The 18,965-nt window shown below is 42.1% G+C and carries 20 protein-coding genes and 1 pseudogene; 17 read left to right on the forward strand and 4 right to left on the reverse strand.

Annotated elements, in window-relative coordinates; all coding sequences use genetic code 11:
• Positions 1 to 2 precede the first annotated feature (2 nt).
• Genes A3GY_RS0100300 through A3GY_RS0100325 form a run of 6 tightly spaced genes read left to right on the forward strand, consistent with a single transcriptional unit; the run spans position 3 to position 5,329 of the window.
• Positions 3 to 482 carry a FeoA family protein gene (locus A3GY_RS0100300; RefSeq protein WP_018029390.1) on the forward strand — a complete coding sequence of 160 codons (480 nt, stop codon included), beginning with the start codon at positions 3 to 5 and terminating at the stop codon, positions 480 to 482.
• Positions 472 to 2,622, forward strand: a complete 2,151-nt coding sequence (gene feoB, locus A3GY_RS0100305; RefSeq protein WP_018029391.1) for a ferrous iron transport protein B — start codon at positions 472 to 474, stop codon at positions 2,620 to 2,622. Before A3GY_RS0100300 ends, feoB begins: the two co-directional genes overlap by 11 nt.
• A gap of 9 nt (positions 2,623 to 2,631) precedes the next feature.
• The gene (locus A3GY_RS10190; protein WP_018029392.1) at positions 2,632 to 2,790 is read left to right on the forward strand and encodes a hypothetical protein; all 159 of its coding nucleotides are present in this window, start codon (positions 2,632 to 2,634) and stop codon (positions 2,788 to 2,790) included.
• Positions 2,791 to 2,848: 58 nt separating this feature from the next.
• Positions 2,849 to 3,703, forward strand: coding sequence for a bifunctional methylenetetrahydrofolate dehydrogenase/methenyltetrahydrofolate cyclohydrolase (locus A3GY_RS0100315; protein ID WP_018029393.1), 855 nt, complete (start codon positions 2,849 to 2,851; stop codon positions 3,701 to 3,703).
• Entirely contained in the window at positions 3,700 to 4,473 is a 774-nt protein-coding gene (locus tag A3GY_RS0100320) for an HAD-IIB family hydrolase (RefSeq protein ID WP_018029394.1), read from the forward strand. Before A3GY_RS0100315 ends, A3GY_RS0100320 begins: the two co-directional genes overlap by 4 nt.
• Before the next feature lies 1 nt (position 4,474).
• Complete coding sequence (locus tag A3GY_RS0100325; protein ID WP_018029395.1) at positions 4,475 to 5,329, forward strand: NAD(P)H-hydrate dehydratase; 855 nt, start codon at positions 4,475 to 4,477, stop codon at positions 5,327 to 5,329.
• A gap of 51 nt (positions 5,330 to 5,380) precedes the next feature.
• Here A3GY_RS0100325 and lrgB read toward each other — a convergent pair whose 3' ends face one another.
• The 4 genes from lrgB to A3GY_RS0100345 all read right to left on the reverse strand — a co-directional run bounded on the left by lrgB (position 5,381) and on the right by A3GY_RS0100345 (position 9,206).
• On the reverse strand, positions 5,381 to 6,112 hold the full coding sequence (lrgB, locus tag A3GY_RS0100330; protein ID WP_018029396.1) for an antiholin-like protein LrgB: 732 nt from the start codon (positions 6,110 to 6,112) through the stop codon (positions 5,381 to 5,383).
• Between the two features lies 1 nt (position 6,113).
• The gene (locus A3GY_RS0100335; RefSeq protein ID WP_018029397.1) at positions 6,114 to 6,581 is read right to left on the reverse strand and encodes a CidA/LrgA family protein; all 468 of its coding nucleotides are present in this window, start codon (positions 6,579 to 6,581) and stop codon (positions 6,114 to 6,116) included.
• A 164-nt stretch (positions 6,582 to 6,745) separates the two neighbouring features.
• A complete protein-coding gene (locus A3GY_RS0100340) occupies positions 6,746 to 7,480 on the reverse strand; it encodes a LytTR family transcriptional regulator DNA-binding domain-containing protein (protein WP_018029398.1) in 735 nt (244 codons plus the stop codon).
• Positions 7,461 to 9,206: a LytS/YhcK type 5TM receptor domain-containing protein gene (locus A3GY_RS0100345; RefSeq protein WP_018029399.1), complete on the reverse strand. Its 1,746-nt coding sequence runs from the start codon at positions 9,204 to 9,206 to the stop codon at positions 7,461 to 7,463. The genes A3GY_RS0100340 and A3GY_RS0100345 overlap by 20 nt, the downstream gene beginning before the upstream one ends.
• Before the next feature lie 185 nt (positions 9,207 to 9,391).
• Between A3GY_RS0100345 and A3GY_RS09525 the strand changes: the two are divergent.
• From A3GY_RS09525 to recN, 11 genes and pseudogenes are all read left to right on the forward strand, one after another.
• A pseudogene (locus A3GY_RS09525) lies at positions 9,392 to 10,048 on the forward strand (HD domain-containing protein).
• Positions 10,049 to 10,143: 95 nt separating this feature from the next.
• On the forward strand, positions 10,144 to 11,004 hold the full coding sequence (locus A3GY_RS0100355) for a DNA adenine methylase (RefSeq protein WP_162137980.1): 861 nt from the start codon (positions 10,144 to 10,146) through the stop codon (positions 11,002 to 11,004).
• Positions 10,994 to 11,791: a DNA-methyltransferase gene (locus A3GY_RS0100360; protein WP_018029403.1), complete on the forward strand. Its 798-nt coding sequence runs from the start codon at positions 10,994 to 10,996 to the stop codon at positions 11,789 to 11,791. The genes A3GY_RS0100355 and A3GY_RS0100360 overlap by 11 nt, the downstream gene beginning before the upstream one ends.
• Complete coding sequence (locus A3GY_RS0100365) at positions 11,788 to 12,321, forward strand: hypothetical protein (RefSeq protein WP_018029404.1); 534 nt, start codon at positions 11,788 to 11,790, stop codon at positions 12,319 to 12,321. The genes A3GY_RS0100360 and A3GY_RS0100365 overlap by 4 nt, the downstream gene beginning before the upstream one ends.
• Positions 12,322 to 12,402: 81 nt before the next feature.
• Positions 12,403 to 13,311: a type II restriction endonuclease gene (locus tag A3GY_RS0100370; protein WP_018029405.1), complete on the forward strand. Its 909-nt coding sequence runs from the start codon at positions 12,403 to 12,405 to the stop codon at positions 13,309 to 13,311.
• A gap of 198 nt (positions 13,312 to 13,509) precedes the next feature.
• Positions 13,510 to 14,853, forward strand: coding sequence for an exodeoxyribonuclease VII large subunit (gene xseA, locus A3GY_RS0100375; RefSeq protein ID WP_018029406.1), 1,344 nt, complete (start codon positions 13,510 to 13,512; stop codon positions 14,851 to 14,853).
• Positions 14,828 to 15,043, forward strand: coding sequence for an exodeoxyribonuclease VII small subunit (locus tag A3GY_RS0100380; protein ID WP_018029407.1), 216 nt, complete (start codon positions 14,828 to 14,830; stop codon positions 15,041 to 15,043). Before xseA ends, A3GY_RS0100380 begins: the two co-directional genes overlap by 26 nt.
• Positions 15,044 to 15,916 (forward strand): polyprenyl synthetase family protein, encoded by an 873-nt coding sequence (locus A3GY_RS0100385; protein ID WP_018029408.1) that lies wholly within the window; start codon positions 15,044 to 15,046, stop codon positions 15,914 to 15,916.
• Positions 15,909 to 16,736: a TlyA family RNA methyltransferase gene (locus A3GY_RS0100390; protein WP_018029409.1), complete on the forward strand. Its 828-nt coding sequence runs from the start codon at positions 15,909 to 15,911 to the stop codon at positions 16,734 to 16,736. Before A3GY_RS0100385 ends, A3GY_RS0100390 begins: the two co-directional genes overlap by 8 nt.
• On the forward strand, positions 16,723 to 17,181 hold the full coding sequence (locus A3GY_RS0100395) for an arginine repressor (RefSeq protein WP_018029410.1): 459 nt from the start codon (positions 16,723 to 16,725) through the stop codon (positions 17,179 to 17,181). The genes A3GY_RS0100390 and A3GY_RS0100395 overlap by 14 nt, the downstream gene beginning before the upstream one ends.
• A 15-nt stretch (positions 17,182 to 17,196) precedes the next feature.
• Complete coding sequence (gene recN / locus A3GY_RS0100400) at positions 17,197 to 18,864, forward strand: DNA repair protein RecN (protein WP_018029411.1); 1,668 nt, start codon at positions 17,197 to 17,199, stop codon at positions 18,862 to 18,864.
• Positions 18,865 to 18,965 lie beyond the last annotated feature (101 nt).

Consider the following 18,965-nt stretch of genomic DNA (forward strand, 5'->3'; position numbering starts at 1 on the left):
TCATGAGATTAGCGTGTATTGAAAAAGATAAAACCTATGAAATTTTAAGTCTAGACTTCCCTCAGGAAACGGGAAGGCACTTGTCGGACTTGGGCTTGCAAGTGGGTCAAAAGGTCAGACTGGTTTCAAAAAATAAAGATAGTGCCATTATTATGGTCAAATCAAGCCGTCTGGCTTTTGATAAGAGTATCTTGGAAAAGATTGACGTCGGTCAGGTTGAACAGGAGGAGGCACCACTGCCCTTATCAGATTTGCAGGTAGGGCAGTCAGCTCTTATCTACGATATCTTTGCGCCCAAGGCGATCAAGCGTCGCTTAATGGACATGGGAATAACGAAAAAGACGAAAATTTACCTTAGGAAGGTGGCGCCGCTGGGTGATCCGATTGAGATAACGCTGCGTGGTTATGAATTAACCCTGCGGAAATCAGAAGCCCAGCTGATTAGTGTTTTAAAACTGGAAGGAGACTCAGGTGACAATTGAAATTGCTCTAGCTGGAAATCCCAATAGCGGTAAAACGACTCTTTTCAATCTCTTGACCGCCAGCAATCAGCGGGTGGGGAATTGGCCTGGAGTGACCGTTGAGCGAAAAAGCGGCTTTGCAAAAAAGAATAAGCAGGTAGAGGTTCAAGATTTACCGGGGATTTACTCCATGAGTCCCTATACCTCAGAGGAAATCGTTGCCAGAGATTACCTGCTTAGCCATCAGGCGCACAGTATCTTAAATGTGGTTGACGCCACTAATTTGGAACGGAATCTCTATTTGACGCTCCAGCTTATCGAAACAGGAATTCCTCTGGTCTTAGCCCTGAATATGAGTGATATTTTAAAAAATCAGGGGAAAATCATCAACATCAGTAAATTAAGCTATTTTCTAGGTGTTCCGGTGGTTGCGACCAGCGCGGTTAAAAATGAAGGGGTTGACAAGGCTCTGAAGAAGGCTATTGCAGTGACGGAAGATGCCATCTCCTTCCCAGTCTATGATAAGCATTTCGAGGCTTCTATTGCCGAAATCGTTGATGTCTTAGGTAATACCGTCCCAGCAGCCAGTGCTCGTTTTTATGCCATCAAACTGTTTGAACAGGATGAGGCTATCTGGCAGAGTCTGGATCTTTCGTCTTTCCAGAAGAAAGAAATTGCAGAAATTATTAAGATTACAGAAGAAATTTTTACGGAAGACGCCGAGAGCATTGTGGTCAATCAGCGCTACCAATTTATTGAGCATCTGATCCGAATGACGCAAAGTCAAGGAGATGATTTTAAGCTTAAGGTATCTGACCGTATTGACCAAGTTGTTACCAACCGTTTTTTGGCTTTGCCGATTTTTGCGTTTGTCATGTGGGTGGTCTATTATTTATCCATTCAGACTGTTGGTACCATGGGGACAGACTGGGTCAATGATGTCTTATTTGGTCAATGGATTCCTGATACTGTCGCTGCATTTTTGAATGCTCTGAAAGTTGAGGCTTGGCTGCAGGATTTGATTCTGAATGGGATTATTGCTGGCTGCGGGGCGGTTCTGGGCTTCCTACCACAGATTATTGTTCTCTTCCTCTGTTTGGGAATTCTTGAAGATGTGGGTTACATGAGTCGGGTTGCCTTTGTCATGGATAGAATTTTCCGACGTTTTGGTCTGTCGGGGAAATCTTTTATTCCCATGCTAATTGCGACAGGCTGTGGTGTTCCCGGGATAATGGCCAGTCGGACCATCGAAAATGAACGAGATCGTCGAATTACCATCATGACGACAACCTTTATGCCTTGTTCAGCCAAGCTTCCTATCATTTCCTTGGTTGCGGGAGCCTTCTTTCCCAAGAATCCTTGGATAGCACCTAGTGCTTATTTCTTAGGGATTGCGACAATTGTTCTGTCAGGAATGGCGCTAAAAAAGACCAAGCGCTTAGGCGGAGCAGCCAGTCCTTTCATTATGGAATTACCGAGCTATCATCTGCCGAAGATGAAATCGGTAAGCCGTTATGCCCTTGATAAAGGGATCAGTTTTGTGAAGCGGGCAGGTACGATTATTTTCGTGACTAATATTTTTATCTGGTTTACAACCTCTTATAATATCTTTCTGCAGATGGTCAGCCCAGATAAAAGCATACTCGCCTCATTGGGACGGTGGCTTGCTGTTTTATTCAGCCCCTTAGGTTTTGGGGATTGGCGGGCAACCGTTGCTGCTATCACGGGTCTCTTGGCTAAAGAAACTGTTATTTCAACGCTGGGAATTCTCTATCACTCAGGCGCGGAAGTGACAGAGACCAGCAAGAGCCTCTGGGCACCCTTGCAGGCATCCTATACACCTCTAGCAGCATACTCTTTCCTTGTTTTCAATCTTTTATGTGCGCCTTGTTTTGCATCGATTGGTGCCATTCGCCGAGAGATGAACAGTCTGAGGTGGACTATGATGGCTGTCTTCTTTCAGACGGGTCTGGCCTACGGTGTCAGTCTCTTGATTTACCAGTTTGGCTTGATTTATTTTTACAAGCAAACCGTCGGTATCTGGACTTGGGTCGCAGTTGCAGTTTTAGCTGTTTTCCTCTATTTTGTCTTTAGAAAAGCACCAGCTGAGAAGGTGGCTGTGATTCGGCTAGAGGATCTGCAACAAAAACAAGCTCTTTAGGAGGGAAACATGTCAACACTTATTATTGCGCTTTTGATTGCTTATGTGACTTATAAAATCACCTACCATCTTATTCAGAAAAAAGGGTCTTGTGAAGAGTGCAGCGATACATCCTGCGGTGTTAAGCAGCTTCAAAAACCCAATCTCAAAAAATTCTCAAAAGAATGAAGTGCCTGACTTCATTCTTTTTGTTATAATGAAAGTATTACAATTTGGGGAGATTATAATGACACAGATTATTGATGGCAAGGCACTGGCTCAGAAAATGCAGAGCAAACTAGCTCAGAAAGTTCAGGATTTAAAAGACAAAGAAGGGATCGTTCCAGGACTGGCTGTTATTTTGGTCGGAGAAGATCCAGCCAGTCACGTTTATGTCCGTAATAAAGAGCGTTCTGCCTTGCAGGCAGGCTTCAAGAGTGAAGTGGTTAGGGTTCCTGACAGCATTAGTCAGGCGGAGTTGATTGCTTTGATTGATAACTACAATAAGGATTGCAGCATTCACGGTATTCTGGTGCAGCTTCCTTTGCCTGCCCATATTGATGATAATGCCATTATTTTGGCCATTGACCCTCAAAAAGATGTGGATGGTTTTCACCCGATGAATACTGGAAAATTGTGGTCAGGCCAGCCTGTCATGCTTCCTTGTACACCAGCGGGGATTATGGAAATGTTCCGCGAGTATGAGATTGATTTAGAAGGAAAAAATACGCTTATCATTGGACGTTCCAATATCGTCGGCAAACCCATGGCTCAGCTTCTGCTCAATCAAAATGCAACCGTCACCTTGACCCATTCTCGGACAAAGCATTTGCCTGAGCTGGCTCGACAGGCCGATGTTTTGATTGTTGCCATCGGTAAAGGTCACTTTGTGACCAAAGACTTTGTCAAGGAGGGGGCTGTTGTCATTGATGTCGGTATGAACCGTGATGACAATGGGAAACTTATCGGTGATGTCAAGTATGATGATGTTGCAGAAGTAGCCAGCTACATCACGCCTGTTCCTGGAGGGGTAGGTCCGATGACCATTACCATGCTTTTGGAACAAACTTATCAGGCGGCCTTAAGAAGTGTGAGCAAATGAAATGTGTCTTTGACCTAGATGGAACGCTCTCTTTTGATTATATGACTATTAACGAAGAGGTTAAGCAGGTTCTGCAATCAGCTGACAAGTATGGGCATGAAGTGATTTTTGCTTCAGCTCGTTCTTATCGTGATTGTCTGGGGCTGCTAGGTGATCCATTGATCCAAAATCTAGTCATTGGACTCAATGGTGGCTTGATTTATCAAGGGGGTCAGTTATTATTTGAGAGACGTTTAGATGAGCGAGGCTATCAGTCTGTTTTGGACTGGTGTCAGACCTACAATCTTCCCCTTTTTGTGGATAATACCTTTCATTATAGCGGTCAGATTGTAGAGAAAATCCCTTTTATTGCAAGTGTTGATCCATTGAAACGGGCAAAACACCTCGCATTGGCCGACCTGACAAATCCGATTAAAGTAGTTGTCTATATGGGAGACCATGAGTTTTTAGTGGAAGAAATGCAGCATCAGCTATCTTCTTTACAGGTCATGGATATCTCTTATCATGAGCACGAAAAGTGTCTTTATATCAATCCTCTTCATACAAATAAGGCAACGACAATCCTTGAGCAGTGTGGACATGAGTTTATTGCTTTCGGTAATGATAAAAATGACATTGAGATGTTCAAAGCGTCCACCTATGCCGTCCAGATAGGAGATTATCCAGGTCTGCGTGAATTTGCAGATGACTGCCTTCTCTTGACGGGCGATTACCAAGCCGCTTTAGCAGCCAAGATTACCCAAGTTTTTGCAGATTTTAGAGGAAGATAAGATGACAGTAATTGATGAAGTGCTAGCGAAAAAAATCATTCAACCGCGTCCTCTTGATAGTCACAAGGGGACTTTTGGCCGGATTCTCTTAATTGGCGGCACCTATCCCTATGGAGGTGCTATTATTATGGCCGCTCTGGCTTGTGTTAATAGCGGAGCGGGTTTGGTGACAGTTGCTACTGATAGGGACAATATTGGGGCGCTTCACAGTCACCTGCCGGAAGCGATGGCTTTTGACTTATGGGATCAAGCCTTACTTGTCTCTCAAATAAAGGTCTCAGATACGATTCTAATAGGGCCTGGTTTAGCAGAGGATGACGCCGCCCAGAAAATCTTTAAGTTGGTTTTGGCAAGTCTAGTCCAAGACCAGATTTTGATTGTGGATGGATCGGCACTTAATCTGCTGGCTCGTCAAGAGGCGGTTTCTTGGCGGACCAATCGGCTGATTTTGACCCCGCACCAAAAAGAATGGGAAAGACTATCTGGCTTGTCCATCCCAGAACAGACACAAGAAGCGACACAAGCGGCACTTCGTCATTTTCCCCAAGGAACGATTTTGGTGGCAAAGTCGCCTCAGACTAAAGTTTATCAAGGGCAGCGAGTTGGACAGATTCTAGTTGGGGGTCCTTACCAAGCGACGGGTGGCATGGGAGATACTTTGGCGGGGATGATTGCGGGCCTATCTATGCAGTTTAAGGAAAGGCCGCTGCTAGACCGTGTGTCATTAGCAGTCTACCTTCATTCGGCCATTGCCCAAGACTTGAGTCAAAGCCATTATGTGGTCTTACCGACGATGATTAGTCAGGAGATATCAAGACTAATGAAGGCTTTGAGTGACAGTTCTTCTGACGGATAAATAAAAAATGCTAGGCAGATTATCGCCTAGCATTTTTTGATTCTTCGGGGATTAGCCCCCTAGACCGATAATATAGCTAAAGATAGGAATAACCAAATCGACAACCAGACCGATAACAACGACAGCAATCGCAGCCATTGCTCCTTGCAGTTCTCCTAGTTCTAGTGCAAAAGCAGCACCAACGGTATGTCCAGAGGTCCCTAAACCAAGACCGACCCCAATATCACTTTTGTCAAGGTGGAAAAAGGTTACTAATTTTTTACCAAGCGCATAAATGATAACAGCATTCAAAATACAGGCCATAGCGGTAACGGCAGTATTTCCCCCAATAGATTTGGCTATTGGCAGGGCGATGGCTGTTGTTGCTGCCTGAGGTAGCATGGAGGCCATACTTGCCGTACTCAAGCCGACAAATTTAGAAATAGCAACAATAGTTGTGAGGGAAACAATCATACCGATAATCAGGCTACTGATAATTTCACGCCAGTATTTTTTGATGACATCGTTTTTCTTATAAAGAGGAACTGCAAAGGCAATAGTGGCTGGATTAAGGAACCAGAAAATGAGATCTCCTCCTGGCTTATAAGCCTGAGTATATAGCGTTTGGACGGGTATTTTCATGATAAGGGCCATAAGCCAGAGGATGATGATGCCTGCTACCATGGCAAAAAAGAGTGGCTGTAAGAGAAAGAATCCCTTGCTTTTTTTAAAGGCATATTGTCCGATGGTGTAAAGGATTAAGGAAAAAAAGATACCAAAGATAGGTGTTCTAAGAAGTTCCATCTTATTTGCCTCCTGCTTTTTCGATTCGTTTTTTGAAGAGACTGGTGTCGCTCAGTCTTAGCCACAAGTGGTTCCAGTTCCATTTTTTCAAAGATAAAATAAAAGATGCGATATAGGTGATAATCACAAGCATTAAGACGGTAGACAAGCCTATCACAAGAACCAGCTTCAGACCTTCAGCTCTCAGAATATCTAAATTGGCTGCTAGGGAAATACCCGAAGGAACAAACATAAATCCAATCATGCTAATCAAGAGAGTTCCCAGAGAATCTACCCACTCAATTTTAATCATGCGACTGCACAAGAGAACGTACATTAAAATTAGACCGATGACGGTTGGCGGAATGGGGAGTGTCTTTGGCAGCAGTTCTGAAATGAGCTGAGATATAAGTAAAATAGCTGCATAGATAGACATTTGAATAAATATAGGGGCTGATTTTGTTTTACTAGCTTGACTGGTGTGTTTCATAGGATGAATGACTCCTTTCCTTTATTTGACATCCTTATTGTAAGCTATTTTTGATAAAACGTTTTCAAAAGATGTCTCAGTTGCACAAAAAAGAAGTTGAAATGCAATTTTCAACTTCTAAAAAACAACACAGCTCTTGAGCCTATTCTGAATGACTTAATAAGTTATAAGGTCAGATGGCTATTCAAGTCTTTAAGATAGGAGCGGCCAACAGGGAATTTATCGCCATTGGCCATGACTAATAGGAGTGTATGATTAAACCAAGGCTGAACTTCCTCAATCATTCCCAAATTGACCACGGTATTGCGATGAATCTGGAGAAAATAATTGGCTTTGACACGTTCCTTGAACCAGTTTAAGGTTTTTTTGACCGTATAAGTTTGTGTTTTAGTTGTAACCGTCAGCTCCCCATCCTCGATATTAGCTGCAATGATGTCCTGCATTTTTAGAACAACGCTCCTGTCTGCCAGAGCCAGTGTTAGCAATTCAACACCTTTTTGAGTTTTTGGTTTGCTGTCGGCCTCGGCGCTCATCTGGAGTATTTTATTAATTTTTATCAGAGCTTTGTCCACGCGCTCTTGTTCAAAAGGTTTCAAAATGTAATCAACAGCATTACTGTCAAAGGCCCTAAGTACATAGTCATCATAAGCAGTTGCAAATACGACAAGCGGAGGATGTGCTAGCTGTTCCAGCTGGTTAGCCAGAGTAAAGCCATTTTCTTCACTAAGCGAAATATCCAAAAAAATTAAATCAATCTGCTGGCGAAATAAGATTTTCTCGGCAGCTCCGATATCTTCAGCTTCAAAAATATCGACTTGCCCCACTTTCTGGCTATTTTGGATTAGGTAAATTAATTCCTGTCTAGCCAATACTTCATCGTCAAGAACTAAGATTTTCATTGTCGCTATCTCCTTTTGTGCGAGGGATTTGATACCAAACGGTTGTTCCCGCGGAACTACTGTCAAAATGCAGTTGGCTGGCACTGCCATATAGGAGGTTCAGTCGGTTATTTAAGTTAACCAGAGCTGTTCCGCTTCCTTGGCTTTCAAGGACGGTCTCCCGACCAAGACTGTCAATGATAGCAGGAGAGATTCCGTGGCCGTTATCGCTGACAGCAATTCTGAAAAACATTTCTTCAGGCTTTATAACAATGCGGATGCGATTGTCTTTTTTCCGCTCTTTGGAAGCATGGCGAACGGCATTTTCGACCAAGACTTGAAGACCAAACGGTGGCAACATAATCTTATCAGAGGCCTCTATTTGGTAGTCTAATTGGTATTTATCAGGAAAGCGGAGTTTCTCAAGATTCATATAAGCATCCACGTGAGCCTTTTCCTGTTTTAAGCTGATTTCTCGATCTTGTCCGCCTTGAAGACTGGTTCGAAAGAAAGTGCTTAGCTGCATGAGGGCGTATCGGGCTTTAGTGGCATCAATCCGAATCAAAGCGCTGATTGTATTGATTGCATTGAAGAAAAAATGGGGGTTGATTTGTGCCTGCAGCGCCTTAATTTCCGCTAAATTGGCCAGTTTATTCTGTTCTTCAGCGATTCCCATGGCTAATTGGCCAGAAAAGATTTGTGCCAACCCCAGTGCGAGATTCTCTTCGACTTCAGTCATTTTTTTGTTTCCCGAAAAATACATCTTTAAGGCTCCTGCAGTCTCCCTGTTCAGTTTAAGAGGCACAACAATGGCAGAGCTTAGGAGACATTCAGAATTGGGGCAAGAAATAGCTGTTTTATCAAGGGCAATACGGGGTTCACCACTTAAGATGACGCTTTTAGAGAGGTCCGTTTTAACCGGCTGTCCTGAGATGTGATGATCGTGCCCAATCCCGATATGAGCCAAGACATTTGTACGATCTGTTAAGCCAACCGCATCAAAGTTGGTATGTGTTTTAATAATTTCACAGACCTTAGCAGCCGACTGTTGGTTGAGCCCCTGTCTTAGATAGGGCAGGGTTTGGCGTGTCAGATCCAAAACATCACGAGTCTGCACAGCGCGAAGCTGACTCTCGTTGGATAAATACGTTTTTAAAATGGTTAAAAATAGAGTAGAGCCCAGACTGTTGAGTAAAATCATTGGAAGCATAATCAGCCGAACCAGATCCCAACCTGTGAAAAAGCCGACAAAAAGCATTTGGATGCCCTCTGCTACAGTACTGATGAGAATAATCTGCCAAGTGGAAGGGTAAAGGTTGCCGGCCTTTAGCTTATCACCCAAACGTCCACTCAGATAGCCAACAAGAGAGGAGCTGATAATATAGAAAATACCAGATAAGTTTCCTTGAAAGAAACGGTGGATACCACCGATAAAACCAACGACTGTTCCGACCAGAGGACCGCCAACGAGGCTGGCAGTGGTAATCACGAGTGTTCTGGTGTTCGCCAAAGAGTCAGAGTGGGAGATGGTAGTTAAAATAGGCCGTTCAACAATGCTACGGTCGCTCTTGATTTCGATTCCGGTCATATTAGAGATAATGACAAAAAGTCCGAAAATAATGATTAAGACTAATTTTTCACGTTTTGAACGCTCCACAATCAACTGGCGAAAGTAGCTGTTGTTGACCAGAAGGAAGGCCAATATCATGATAATACCAAGTCTTTGAAACAGTAACAGCATTAACATTTTTCAAATCTCCTCTTCTTTCTTTGCCAACGGGTCACAAAATCTAATGTCGCTTATATTGTAAAGCTTCCTTCCTAGATTTTCAACTCCTAAAAGGCTTCTTCAAGCACATCAAGATAACTGATTGGTATCAGATATTGGAGGAAAAAACTGTTGTGGTTGCTCTTTTTTGCTATAATGAAACAATGACAGAAAATCAATGTGCTATTTTAAAAAAAGCAGAAAATCTTGTTGAGGAAATCCTGGCTAATGAACCTAGCGGTCATGACTGGTAGCATATTGTCCGTGTGAGAAATCTGGCACGAGAGATAGGTGAACAGGAACATGCCAATCTTTTTATATGCGAGTTGGCCGCCCTTTTACATGATTTAGCAGATGAAAAAATAAGCGGCTCAAAACATATAGGCCTTGCTGCGGTCAAAAGCTGGCTGCAGGAAAATCAGGTAAGCCAAGCTGACAGAGAGCATATTTTGGAGATTATTCAATGGCTGTCTTTTAAAGGTGGGAGTCAACCTTCTCAAACGCTGACCTTAGAAGGACAGATTGTTCAAGATGCCGACCGCCTAGATGCCATTGGAGCTGTTGGTATTGCCCGTGTCTTTGCCTATTCAGGGGCTAAAGGCCGCCTGATTCATGACCCAAATAAACTCCCCAGGGAAGACTTCACCCTAGAGGAGTACCGTAATGGGCAAGAGACAGCGATTATGCATTTTTATGAGAAATTATTGCGTCTAAAAGATTTGATGAATACCAGCCATGCCAAAAAACTGGCAGCTGCCCGCCATGCTTATATGGAAACTTACCTGGAGCAATTTTATCAGGAATGGGGAGGATATAGGTAGACGATGCATAGACTATATTGGAAAAGGGCTAAGAAATAAAACTTATTGGTTTAATGTGATATAATAGTCAAGAATCAATGATGTATAAAGGAAAGATGATGATAAAACAGGCGAGTTTAGTTACCCCACCTTTGCAGCCATTTACAAAATGGACCGGTGGAAAGAGAAAATTATTACCAATACTACGTAGTTACATGCCTGAGAAATTTAATTGCTATTTTGAACCTTTTGTTGGTGGAGGAGCACTTTTTTTTGATTTAGTACCTGAGAAAGCTGTGATTAATGATTTCAATAAAGAGTTAATTAATACTTATCGCCAAATTAAAGAAAACCCAATTGAACTTATTAATTTGTTAAGGGAGCATAAAGAAAAGAATTCTAAGGAACATTATTTAGAAATAAGGTCTGCTGATAGAGATGGTAGGATTGGCAATATGTCTGATGTTGAGCGAGCAGCCAGATTATTATATATGCTTCGAGTTGACTTTAACGGACTTTATCGAGTTAATGCTAAGAACCAATTTAATGTTCCTTATGGTAAATATAAGAATCCTAAAATTGTTGATAGTGAACTTATCCACAGTATCAGTGAGTATCTGAATGAGAATGATATCCGTCTTCTTAGTACTGATTTTGAATTTGCTGTTGACGATGTTAAAAAGGGAGATTTCGTCTATTTTGATCCGCCATATGTCCCTCTTAACGAAACTAGCTCATTTACTTCATATACACATGAGGGTTTTTCATATCGGGAACAAATACGTTTGAGAGATGTTTTTAAGAAATTGAATGATCGGGGAGCTTATGTTATGTTATCTAATTCTTCAAGCCCGCTGGCTATAGAATTATATGAAGGGTTTAATATTCATATGATTGAGGCAATGAGGACAAATGGTGCCCATAGGTCTAGTAGAGGAAAAATTGCAGAGATTTTGGTAACCAACTATGGTGAATAACGAATATAAGTATGGGGGTGTTTTAATGACAAAACCATACTATCATAAAAATAAATCAATTTTAATTCATGCAGATACTTTTGAGTTTTTGGAAAAAATGAAACCTGAAAGTATGGATATGATTTTTGCAGACCCACCGTACTTTTTAAGTAATGGTGGTTTTTCCAATTCAGGTGGAAAGGTTGTTTCTGTTAATAAAGGTGAATGGGATAAAGTTAATGGCTTAGAAGAGAAACATGAATTTAATCGTAGTTGGATTCGATTAGCAAAAAAAGTATTAAAGCCAAATGGTACAATCTGGATTTCAGGCAGTTTTCATAATATATACTCTGTCGGAATGGCATTAGAGCAGGAAGGTTTCAAAATATTAAATAATATTACTTGGCAAAAAACAAATCCTGCCCCGAACCTATCCTGTCGCTATTTCACTCATTCTACTGAAACAATTTTATGGGCCAGAAAAGATGACAAAAAGGCACGGCATTACTACAATTATGAATTGATGAAAGAAATCAATGACGGAAAGCAAATGAAAGATGTGTGGACCGGTGGGTTAACGTCAAAATCAGAAAAGTGGGCAGGTAAACATCCGACCCAAAAACCTGAATATCTTCTAGAGAGAATCATTCTAGCTTCAACTAAAGAAGGGGATTACATATTAGACCCATTTGTTGGTAGTGGAACAACTGGTGTTGTGGCCAAACGGCTCGGAAGAAAATTTATTGGAATAGATGCTGAGCGCGATTATTTAAAAATAGCTAAAACAAGATTGGAGAATGTGAAATGACTAAGTATATTGAAATTACAACTAATTTTTCAAATGAAGGTACTCGAAATGAGGTAAGAATGAGGATTGTTGAGCAATTTTCCCAAGAATTACCTGGAACTGGAAAAGATGATAAGGCATCTAGATATAAATACTATGTTGAAACATTAAGCGATGGAAACAGAGTATATCTTCAAAGGCCAGCAAATCTCCATAACGGTTTTGATTTCTTAGTTTGTGTTGAGAATATGAACTATGCACCTGAGGACAAGAGAAAAAGAAATTATCCAAAACATGAAGATTTAGAAAATGATCTACTTCAAAAAAGACTAGAGTCTCCTCAGAAATATAAGAAATTGTATTCATTATTGGAGCAAATATTTCATTGTCAAAATGTGGAAGATATTGAAATGACCAAAATTCAATTTGATTCAGGATTACCTGTTGATCATATTCTTAAAACAATAAAATGGCTTTTTATAGAACAAGATATTCGATATTGGAATTACTCTGGTCGCAGCATGACATGGGGAATCGTTCCTAAACCGTAATTTTTACAGTTAACTTTTCAAAATAAATTAACAATAACCTTTATAGTTTTTTTCATAGCCTTAATAACAAGAGGAATATTGATGTTAAATTTTAGAATTTATATAGATTCATCAGCCGAAGACCGATTAGCAATCTTTCTATCAACGCTTTCCGTGACAAATCGTACACCTGAATATTATGTCAACTGGGAAAAGGTTGAGCGGGAAACAAAACAATTTGAACTTGAGCTTCATACGCTTAACTATTTGATTGGGAAAACGAATATTTATGATGAGGCACTTAGGTTATTTTCAAAACAACCAGAATTATTGAGAGCTATTCCAACTTTGATTGCTAGTCGTGATAAGATTTTGGATATTTTGTCTATCAATGACCAAGATGAAATGTCTTTTGATCAACTTAATTTTACTAAAATTGATACTCTCAGAATCCAAGACTATGTTGATTTTGTTGAACAAGCGGGATTATTGGATTTCCTGCAAAGCAAAGCGAATCGTTCCTTGGTTGACTACGTTTACGGCGTTGAAGCAGGGTTAGACAGTAACGCTCGAAAGAATCGTAGTGGAACCACGATGGAAGGTATTCTGGAGCGTCATGTGGCTAAAATTTGTCAAGAATTGTCCTTGGAATACAAAGCACAAGCAACTGCTCCTTTTATTAAGGAGAATTGGGGCATCACAGTTCCAGTAGATAAGTCAGAGCGTCGATTTGATGTGGCCGTTTATTCTAAACATAGACACAAACTATGGCTCATCGAAACAAACTATTACGGTGGCGGTGGCAGTAAGTTAAAAGCCGTTGCTGGCGAATTTACGGAATTAAGCCAGTTTGTAGTGGCTTCTCCAGATGATGTTGAATTTGTTTGGGTGACTGATGGACAAGGTTGGAAGACAGCTCATCTTCCTTTGTCAGAAGCTTTTGGACATATTCCAAATGTATTTAACTTAGAGATGTTAAAACAAAGTTTTTTATTCAACCTATTTCAATAACTTCTGTTTATTGTGACAGTATTAGAAAATAGGCAAATGTCAGACTGATTTTCTGACAATCAATTTAGTTTATCTTCCCAAAAAACCTGCCGAGGGCAGGTCTTTTATTACCCTTTGTTTTCTGCCTGATCCTTTCTTTCTGTATAAATGTTCAAAATTTGGTATAATAATAGGGATTACGAGTTGTAAGGAGGGGTCATGTCAGATTACTTATCCGTGTCAGAACTGACCAAATATTTAAAACTGAAATTTGACCGAGACCCTTATTTAGAACGGGTGTATTTATCGGGGCAGGTCTCTAATTTTAGAAAACGGCCCAATCATCAGTATTTCTCATTGAAAGATGATAAAGCTGTGATTCAAGCGACCATGTGGGGCGGTATTTATAAGAAATTGGGTTTTGAGCTCGAAGAAGGCATGAAAGTCAATGTCGTGGGGAGAGTCCAGATTTATGAACCCTCAGGTTCTTATTCTATTATCATTGAAAAGGCCGAGCCAGATGGGATCGGAGCTCTGGCCATTCAGTTTGAACAGCTGAAGAAAAGACTAACCGCAGCTGGCTACTTTGACGATAGGCATAAGCAGCCCTTGCCTCAGTTTGCCAAAAAAATCGGGGTTATTACCAGCCCAAGCGGTGCGGTGATCAAAGATATCATAACAACGGTCTCACGCCGTTTCCCAGGCGTCGCTATTATCCTTTTTCCGACTAAGGTTCAAGGAGAAGGCTCTGCCCAAGAAGTGGCGGCGAATATCGCCTTGGCCAACCAAAGAGATGACCTAGATCTTCTGATTGTTGGACGTGGAGGCGGCTCAATTGAAGACCTCTGGGCCTTTAATGAAGAAATAGTGGTGCAGGCCATTTTTGAATCGCAGCTGCCAATTATTTCCAGCGTTGGTCATGAAACGGATGTGACCTTAGCTGATTTTGCAGCAGACAGAAGGGCAGCTACCCCGACTGCTGCTGCTGAGCTAGCTACGCCGGTCACTAAGGCCGATTTATTAGCCTTTCTAAGGGAAAGACAGACACGGTCTTATCAGGCTCTTATGCGTCTCATCAGACAAAAAGAGGAGCGTCTGCAAAAGCTGAAGGAATCTGTTATTTTCCGCCAGCCAGAAAGACTGTACGATGCTTACCTGCAACGATTAGATCGGCTAAAAAATCAGCTAAACAGCAGTTTTCGGCAGCTTTATCAGTCTTACGAAAAAGAGAAAACTCTCTTACATCAGCGTCTGCTTTCTTTAAATCTTTTAGGAAAGGTAGAGCGGCAGCAAGAGGGGCTAAAACAGCAGCACCGGCTGTTGCTGTCTGGCATGAAGAGCCAGTATGACAGTCAGATCGCACGTTTTGAAAAGGCTCAAGATGCGCTCTTATCTCTTGATACTAGCAGGATCGTGGCGCGTGGCTATGCGATTGTCAAAGATAAGGACCGGATTCTTGCATCTAGTCAAGAGGTCAAAAAGGGAGACCAGCTCACTATTCAGATGCGAGATGGTCGGTTAGAAGTTGAGGTAGAAGATGTCAAACAAGAAGAAAACATTTGAGGAAAATTTGCAGGAGCTAGAAGCGATTGTCAGCAAGCTGGAGAACGGCGATGTTGCCTTAGAGGAAGCTATTTCTGAGTTTCAAAAGGGAATGGTTTTATCCAAGGAACTGCAAAAGACGTTAGAAAATGCTGAAAAGACCTTGGTTAAGGTAATGCAGGCAGACGGTACAGAAGCAGAGTTGGACTAAATGACAGACGATAAGTTACGTTACATTGATCGGGCGATACAAGCCTACTATGAGCAAAACCTAGTATCTGAACGGCTGACCGAGGCTATTCTTTACTCTGTCAATGCGGGCGGAAAGCGGATTCGTCCTATGCTCTTGCTGGCGGTTTTGGAAGCTTTTGGTCATGAGCTGACGATGAGTCATTATCAGGTTGCTGCGGCTCTGGAGATGATCCACACAGGGAGCTTAATTCATGATGACTTGCCAGCTATGGATAATGATGATTACCGTCGTGGTCGGCTGACCAACCATAAACAATTTGATGAAGCAACAGCTATATTAGCGGGAGACAGTCTTTTTCTGGATCCTTTTGGTTTGATTGCTCAGTCTAATTTGTCCGCAGACATAAAAATCAATCTGATTTTAGAATTGGCCAATGCTTCGGGGAGCAGCGGTATGGTCGGAGGCCAGATGTTAGATATTGAAGGGGAGTCTGCCCAGCTCTCCCCAACGGCCTTAAACCAAATTCATGCCAACAAGACCGGTCAGCTCCTGACCTTTCCTTTTGTTGCGGCTGGAATCCTGGCTAAGCAGTCTCAGGCGGTTTTGGCCAGCCTTCGTCAGGCCGGTCAGCTTGTTGGTATGGCCTTTCAAGTCCGTGATGATATCTTGGATCTTACCGCTTCTTTTGAAGAATTGGGGAAAACCCCTCAGAAAGATCTGGCCGCAGATAAAGCAACCTACCCGAGTTTACTTGGTTTAGAACAATCTAAGACCATGCTGGATCAGCTGCTGAATCAGGCTCAGGCTATTTTTCAAACATTAGAAGAAGCGCATAGCTTCGATCAGACGAAAGTGGTTGCATTTATAGAAAGGTTACGGCTGAATGGCTAAGGAAAGAGTGGATGTGTTGGCCTTTAAACAGGGGCTTTTTGAGACCAGAGAACAGGCGAAAAGAGGCGTTATGGCTGGTCTTGTCCTTGCTCTTCATAATGGTCACCGCTATGACAAGCCGGGTGAAAAAATTGACGTCTCTACTGAGCTGAAACTCAAAGGACAAAAACTGAAGTACGTCAGTCGTGGCGGACTGAAACTGGAGAAAGCATTAGAGGTTTTTGACATCTCGGTAGCTAATCAGATAACTCTTGATATTGGTGCCTCAACAGGAGGCTTCACAGATGTGATGCTTCAAGAAGGTGCTAAACTGGTTTATGCTGTTGATGTGGGAACCAACCAGCTGGCTTGGAAGCTGAGACAGGATGATCGGGTGCTTAGTATGGAGCAGTACAATTTCCGTCATGCGCAGCTGGCTGATTTTTCAAAAGGTCAGCCTCAGTTTGCTTCCATTGATGTTAGTTTTATCTCCCTCAGCTTGATCTTTCCAGCCCTGTATCAGATTTTGGCAGATGGCGGACAGGTTGTGGCTTTGGTTAAACCACAGTTTGAAGCAGGCCGTGAACAAATCGGAAAAAATGGCATTGTCAAAGATAAACGTGTTCATGAAAAAGTCTTGGAAAAAGTCAGTCAATTTGCCCTGGAGTACGGATTTACAATTAGGGGCTTAGATTTTTCTCCGATTCAAGGCGGACATGGCAATATTGAATTTTTAGCCTTTTTAGAAAAATCTGACCAACCGGAAAATCATATCAGCGATCAAATTAAGCCCCTTGTTGAAGAGGCTCATGGAGAATTTAAAAAGAATGAAGAAACGTGAACGACTCGATTTAATCAAAAAAATAGTCAATGAAAATGATATTGAGACTCAAAATGAACTGGTTCAGCTCCTAGAGGCAGAAGGCTTACTGGCTACTCAGGCAACCATTTCCAGAGATATCAATGAAATTGGGATCATTAAAATTCCCACAGCAGGCGGACGCTATATCTACGGTCTCCCTAAGGAAAAGCGGCACATCCCCCAAAGCAGCCCTTCTCAGCCCGTCGGAAAATCCATTAAAAAGCTTGGGCTTTTGGAAAAATGCCTTCACATTGATGTGGTACCCGGAACGAGCCGTCTACTGAAGCGCCTGCTCTTTGAAAATTATGCAGACCTAATTTTTTCATTGATTTCAGATGATGACAGTCTTTTTTTGATGGCTCAGACAGAAGCTGCCGCACAAAAAATACATCAGGAAGTTAGTGCCTGGATGAGAGAACGTTAGGTTTAAGGAGAAAGCATGCTTTTAGAAATTTCGATCAAAAATTTTGCGATTATCAAAGAAATTTCCTTGAATTTTGAGACTGGGATGACGGTACTGACTGGAGAAACAGGTGCTGGGAAGTCTATCATCATTGATGCCATGAATATGATGCTTGGCAGCCGTGCCAGTACTGATGTCATTCGGCACGGGAGTCCTAAAGCAGAAATTGAGGGCTTTTTTTCGGTGGGCAATAATCCGCATCTAGAAGCTATTCTCCTTGAAAATGGCATTGAGGTCAGCGATGAGCTGATTATCCGCCGAGAAATTTTTCAGAACGGTCGCAGTATCAGCCGTGTCAATGGTCAGATGGTTAATCTCTCAACCTTGAAAGCGATTGGTCAATTTTTAGTGGATATCCATGGTCAGCACGACCAGGAAGAATTGATGCGCCCCCAACATCATATCAGAATGCTGGATGCATTTGGAGATGCAACTTTTCAGCAGCTGAAAACAGACTATCAAATGCTGTTTGACCGGTATAAGTCCTTACGCAGGCAAGTCCTTGATAAGCAAAAAAACGTCAAAGAAAATCAGGCTAGAATAGAGATGTTAGACTATCAGATGGCAGAGATTGAAGCGGCTAATCTTCAGTCTGGCGAGGACACGTCTTTGCAGCAGCAACGTGAACGGCTGATGAATCATAAGCTGATTGCGGATACGCTCGCCAACGCTTATGTGATGCTTGATAATGAGGATTTCTCCAGCCTGTCCAATATACGCTCAGCGATGAATGATCTGCAGACAATCGAAGAATACGACACCGACTATAAGGAAATAGCAGGCAGTCTTGGAGAATCTTACTATATTTTGGAAGATGTGACCAAACGTCTGGGGGATCTTATTGACGGTTTAGATTTTGACGCGGGTCTGTTAAACCGTATTGAAGCCAGACTAGACGTTATCAATACCATCACCCGTAAATATGGCGGCTCTGTTGATGATGTTTTGACTTATTTTGGCAACATCAGCAAGGAATACAGCCTCCTGACCGGAAGTGATTTGCCATCAGATGATATGGAAAAAGAACTCAAGGACTTAGAGCAGCGCTTGATTTCAGCTGCCGAATCTTTAAGTCAAAAAAGGCATGAACTGGCTCAGATCCTATCAAAAGATATCAAGCAAGAACTTAAAGACCTTTATATGGAAAAGGCTGACTTTCAGGTTGTCTTTACTCCGGGTAAATTCAGCCGTGAAGGCAATGAGCAGGTTGCTTTTTACATTGCGACCAATCCGGGAGAAGAAGCCAAACCCTTGGTGAAGGTGGCATCAGGCGGTGAGCTGTCTCGGTTAATGCTGGCCATCAAATCGGCCTTTTCCCGCCGAGATGATAAGACTAGTATTGTGTTTGATGAAGTGGATACGGGTGTATCGGGCCGTGTCGCACAGGCCATTGCCCAAAAGATCCATAAAATTGCTCGAAATGGTCAAGTTCTGGCAATCTCCCACCTACCTCAAGTCATTGCCATTAGCGATTACCAGTATTTTATTGAAAAACAAAGTGATGACACTACAACCGTTTCAACGGTCCGTCTCTTGACTGACGATGAGCGGATTGAAGAAATTGCTAAGATGCTGGCTGGACAGGAAGTTACTGCGACCGCTCGCCAGCAAGCGAAAGAATTACTCCAAAAGTCAGATCCTTGAGGCTCTTTTTTGGCCTTTCCAGGAAAATATAACTGCCGACTGCCCATAAAGAAAGAATATTTGGTATAATAAGGTAGTATTATAATGAAAAATCATAAAGT

It is taken from the genome of Streptococcus ferus DSM 20646 (assembly GCF_000372425.1).
Taxonomy (GTDB): Bacteria; Bacillota; Bacilli; order Lactobacillales; family Streptococcaceae; genus Streptococcus; species Streptococcus ferus.

Bases quoted from the DNA above. Each gene is read 5' to 3' on its own strand.
- A3GY_RS0100300 (WP_018029390.1), top strand. From the start codon at position 3: ATGAGATTAGCGTGTATTGAAAAAGATAAAACCTATGAAATTTTAAGT.
- A3GY_RS10190 (WP_018029392.1), top strand. From the start codon at position 2,632: ATGTCAACACTTATTATTGCGCTTTTGATTGCTTATGTGACTTATAAA.
- A3GY_RS0100315 (WP_018029393.1), top strand. From the start codon at position 2,849: ATGACACAGATTATTGATGGCAAGGCACTGGCTCAGAAAATGCAGAGC.
- A3GY_RS0100320 (WP_018029394.1), top strand. From the start codon at position 3,700: ATGAAATGTGTCTTTGACCTAGATGGAACGCTCTCTTTTGATTATATG.
- A3GY_RS0100325 (WP_018029395.1), top strand. From the start codon at position 4,475: ATGACAGTAATTGATGAAGTGCTAGCGAAAAAAATCATTCAACCGCGT.
- lrgB (WP_018029396.1), bottom strand. From the start codon at position 6,112: ATGGAACTTCTTAGAACACCTATCTTTGGTATCTTTTTTTCCTTAATC.
- A3GY_RS0100335 (WP_018029397.1), bottom strand. From the start codon at position 6,581: ATGAAACACACCAGTCAAGCTAGTAAAACAAAATCAGCCCCTATATTT.
- A3GY_RS0100340 (WP_018029398.1), bottom strand. From the start codon at position 7,480: ATGAAAATCTTAGTTCTTGACGATGAAGTATTGGCTAGACAGGAATTA.
- A3GY_RS0100345 (WP_018029399.1), bottom strand. From the start codon at position 9,206: ATGTTAATGCTGTTACTGTTTCAAAGACTTGGTATTATCATGATATTG.
- A3GY_RS0100355 (WP_162137980.1), top strand. From the start codon at position 10,144: ATGATGATAAAACAGGCGAGTTTAGTTACCCCACCTTTGCAGCCATTT.
- A3GY_RS0100360 (WP_018029403.1), top strand. From the start codon at position 10,994: ATGGTGAATAACGAATATAAGTATGGGGGTGTTTTAATGACAAAACCA.
- A3GY_RS0100365 (WP_018029404.1), top strand. From the start codon at position 11,788: ATGACTAAGTATATTGAAATTACAACTAATTTTTCAAATGAAGGTACT.
- A3GY_RS0100370 (WP_018029405.1), top strand. From the start codon at position 12,403: ATGTTAAATTTTAGAATTTATATAGATTCATCAGCCGAAGACCGATTA.
- xseA (WP_018029406.1), top strand. From the start codon at position 13,510: ATGTCAGATTACTTATCCGTGTCAGAACTGACCAAATATTTAAAACTG.
- A3GY_RS0100380 (WP_018029407.1), top strand. From the start codon at position 14,828: ATGTCAAACAAGAAGAAAACATTTGAGGAAAATTTGCAGGAGCTAGAA.
- A3GY_RS0100385 (WP_018029408.1), top strand. From the start codon at position 15,044: ATGACAGACGATAAGTTACGTTACATTGATCGGGCGATACAAGCCTAC.
- A3GY_RS0100390 (WP_018029409.1), top strand. From the start codon at position 15,909: ATGGCTAAGGAAAGAGTGGATGTGTTGGCCTTTAAACAGGGGCTTTTT.
- A3GY_RS0100395 (WP_018029410.1), top strand. From the start codon at position 16,723: ATGAAGAAACGTGAACGACTCGATTTAATCAAAAAAATAGTCAATGAA.
- recN (WP_018029411.1), top strand. From the start codon at position 17,197: ATGCTTTTAGAAATTTCGATCAAAAATTTTGCGATTATCAAAGAAATT.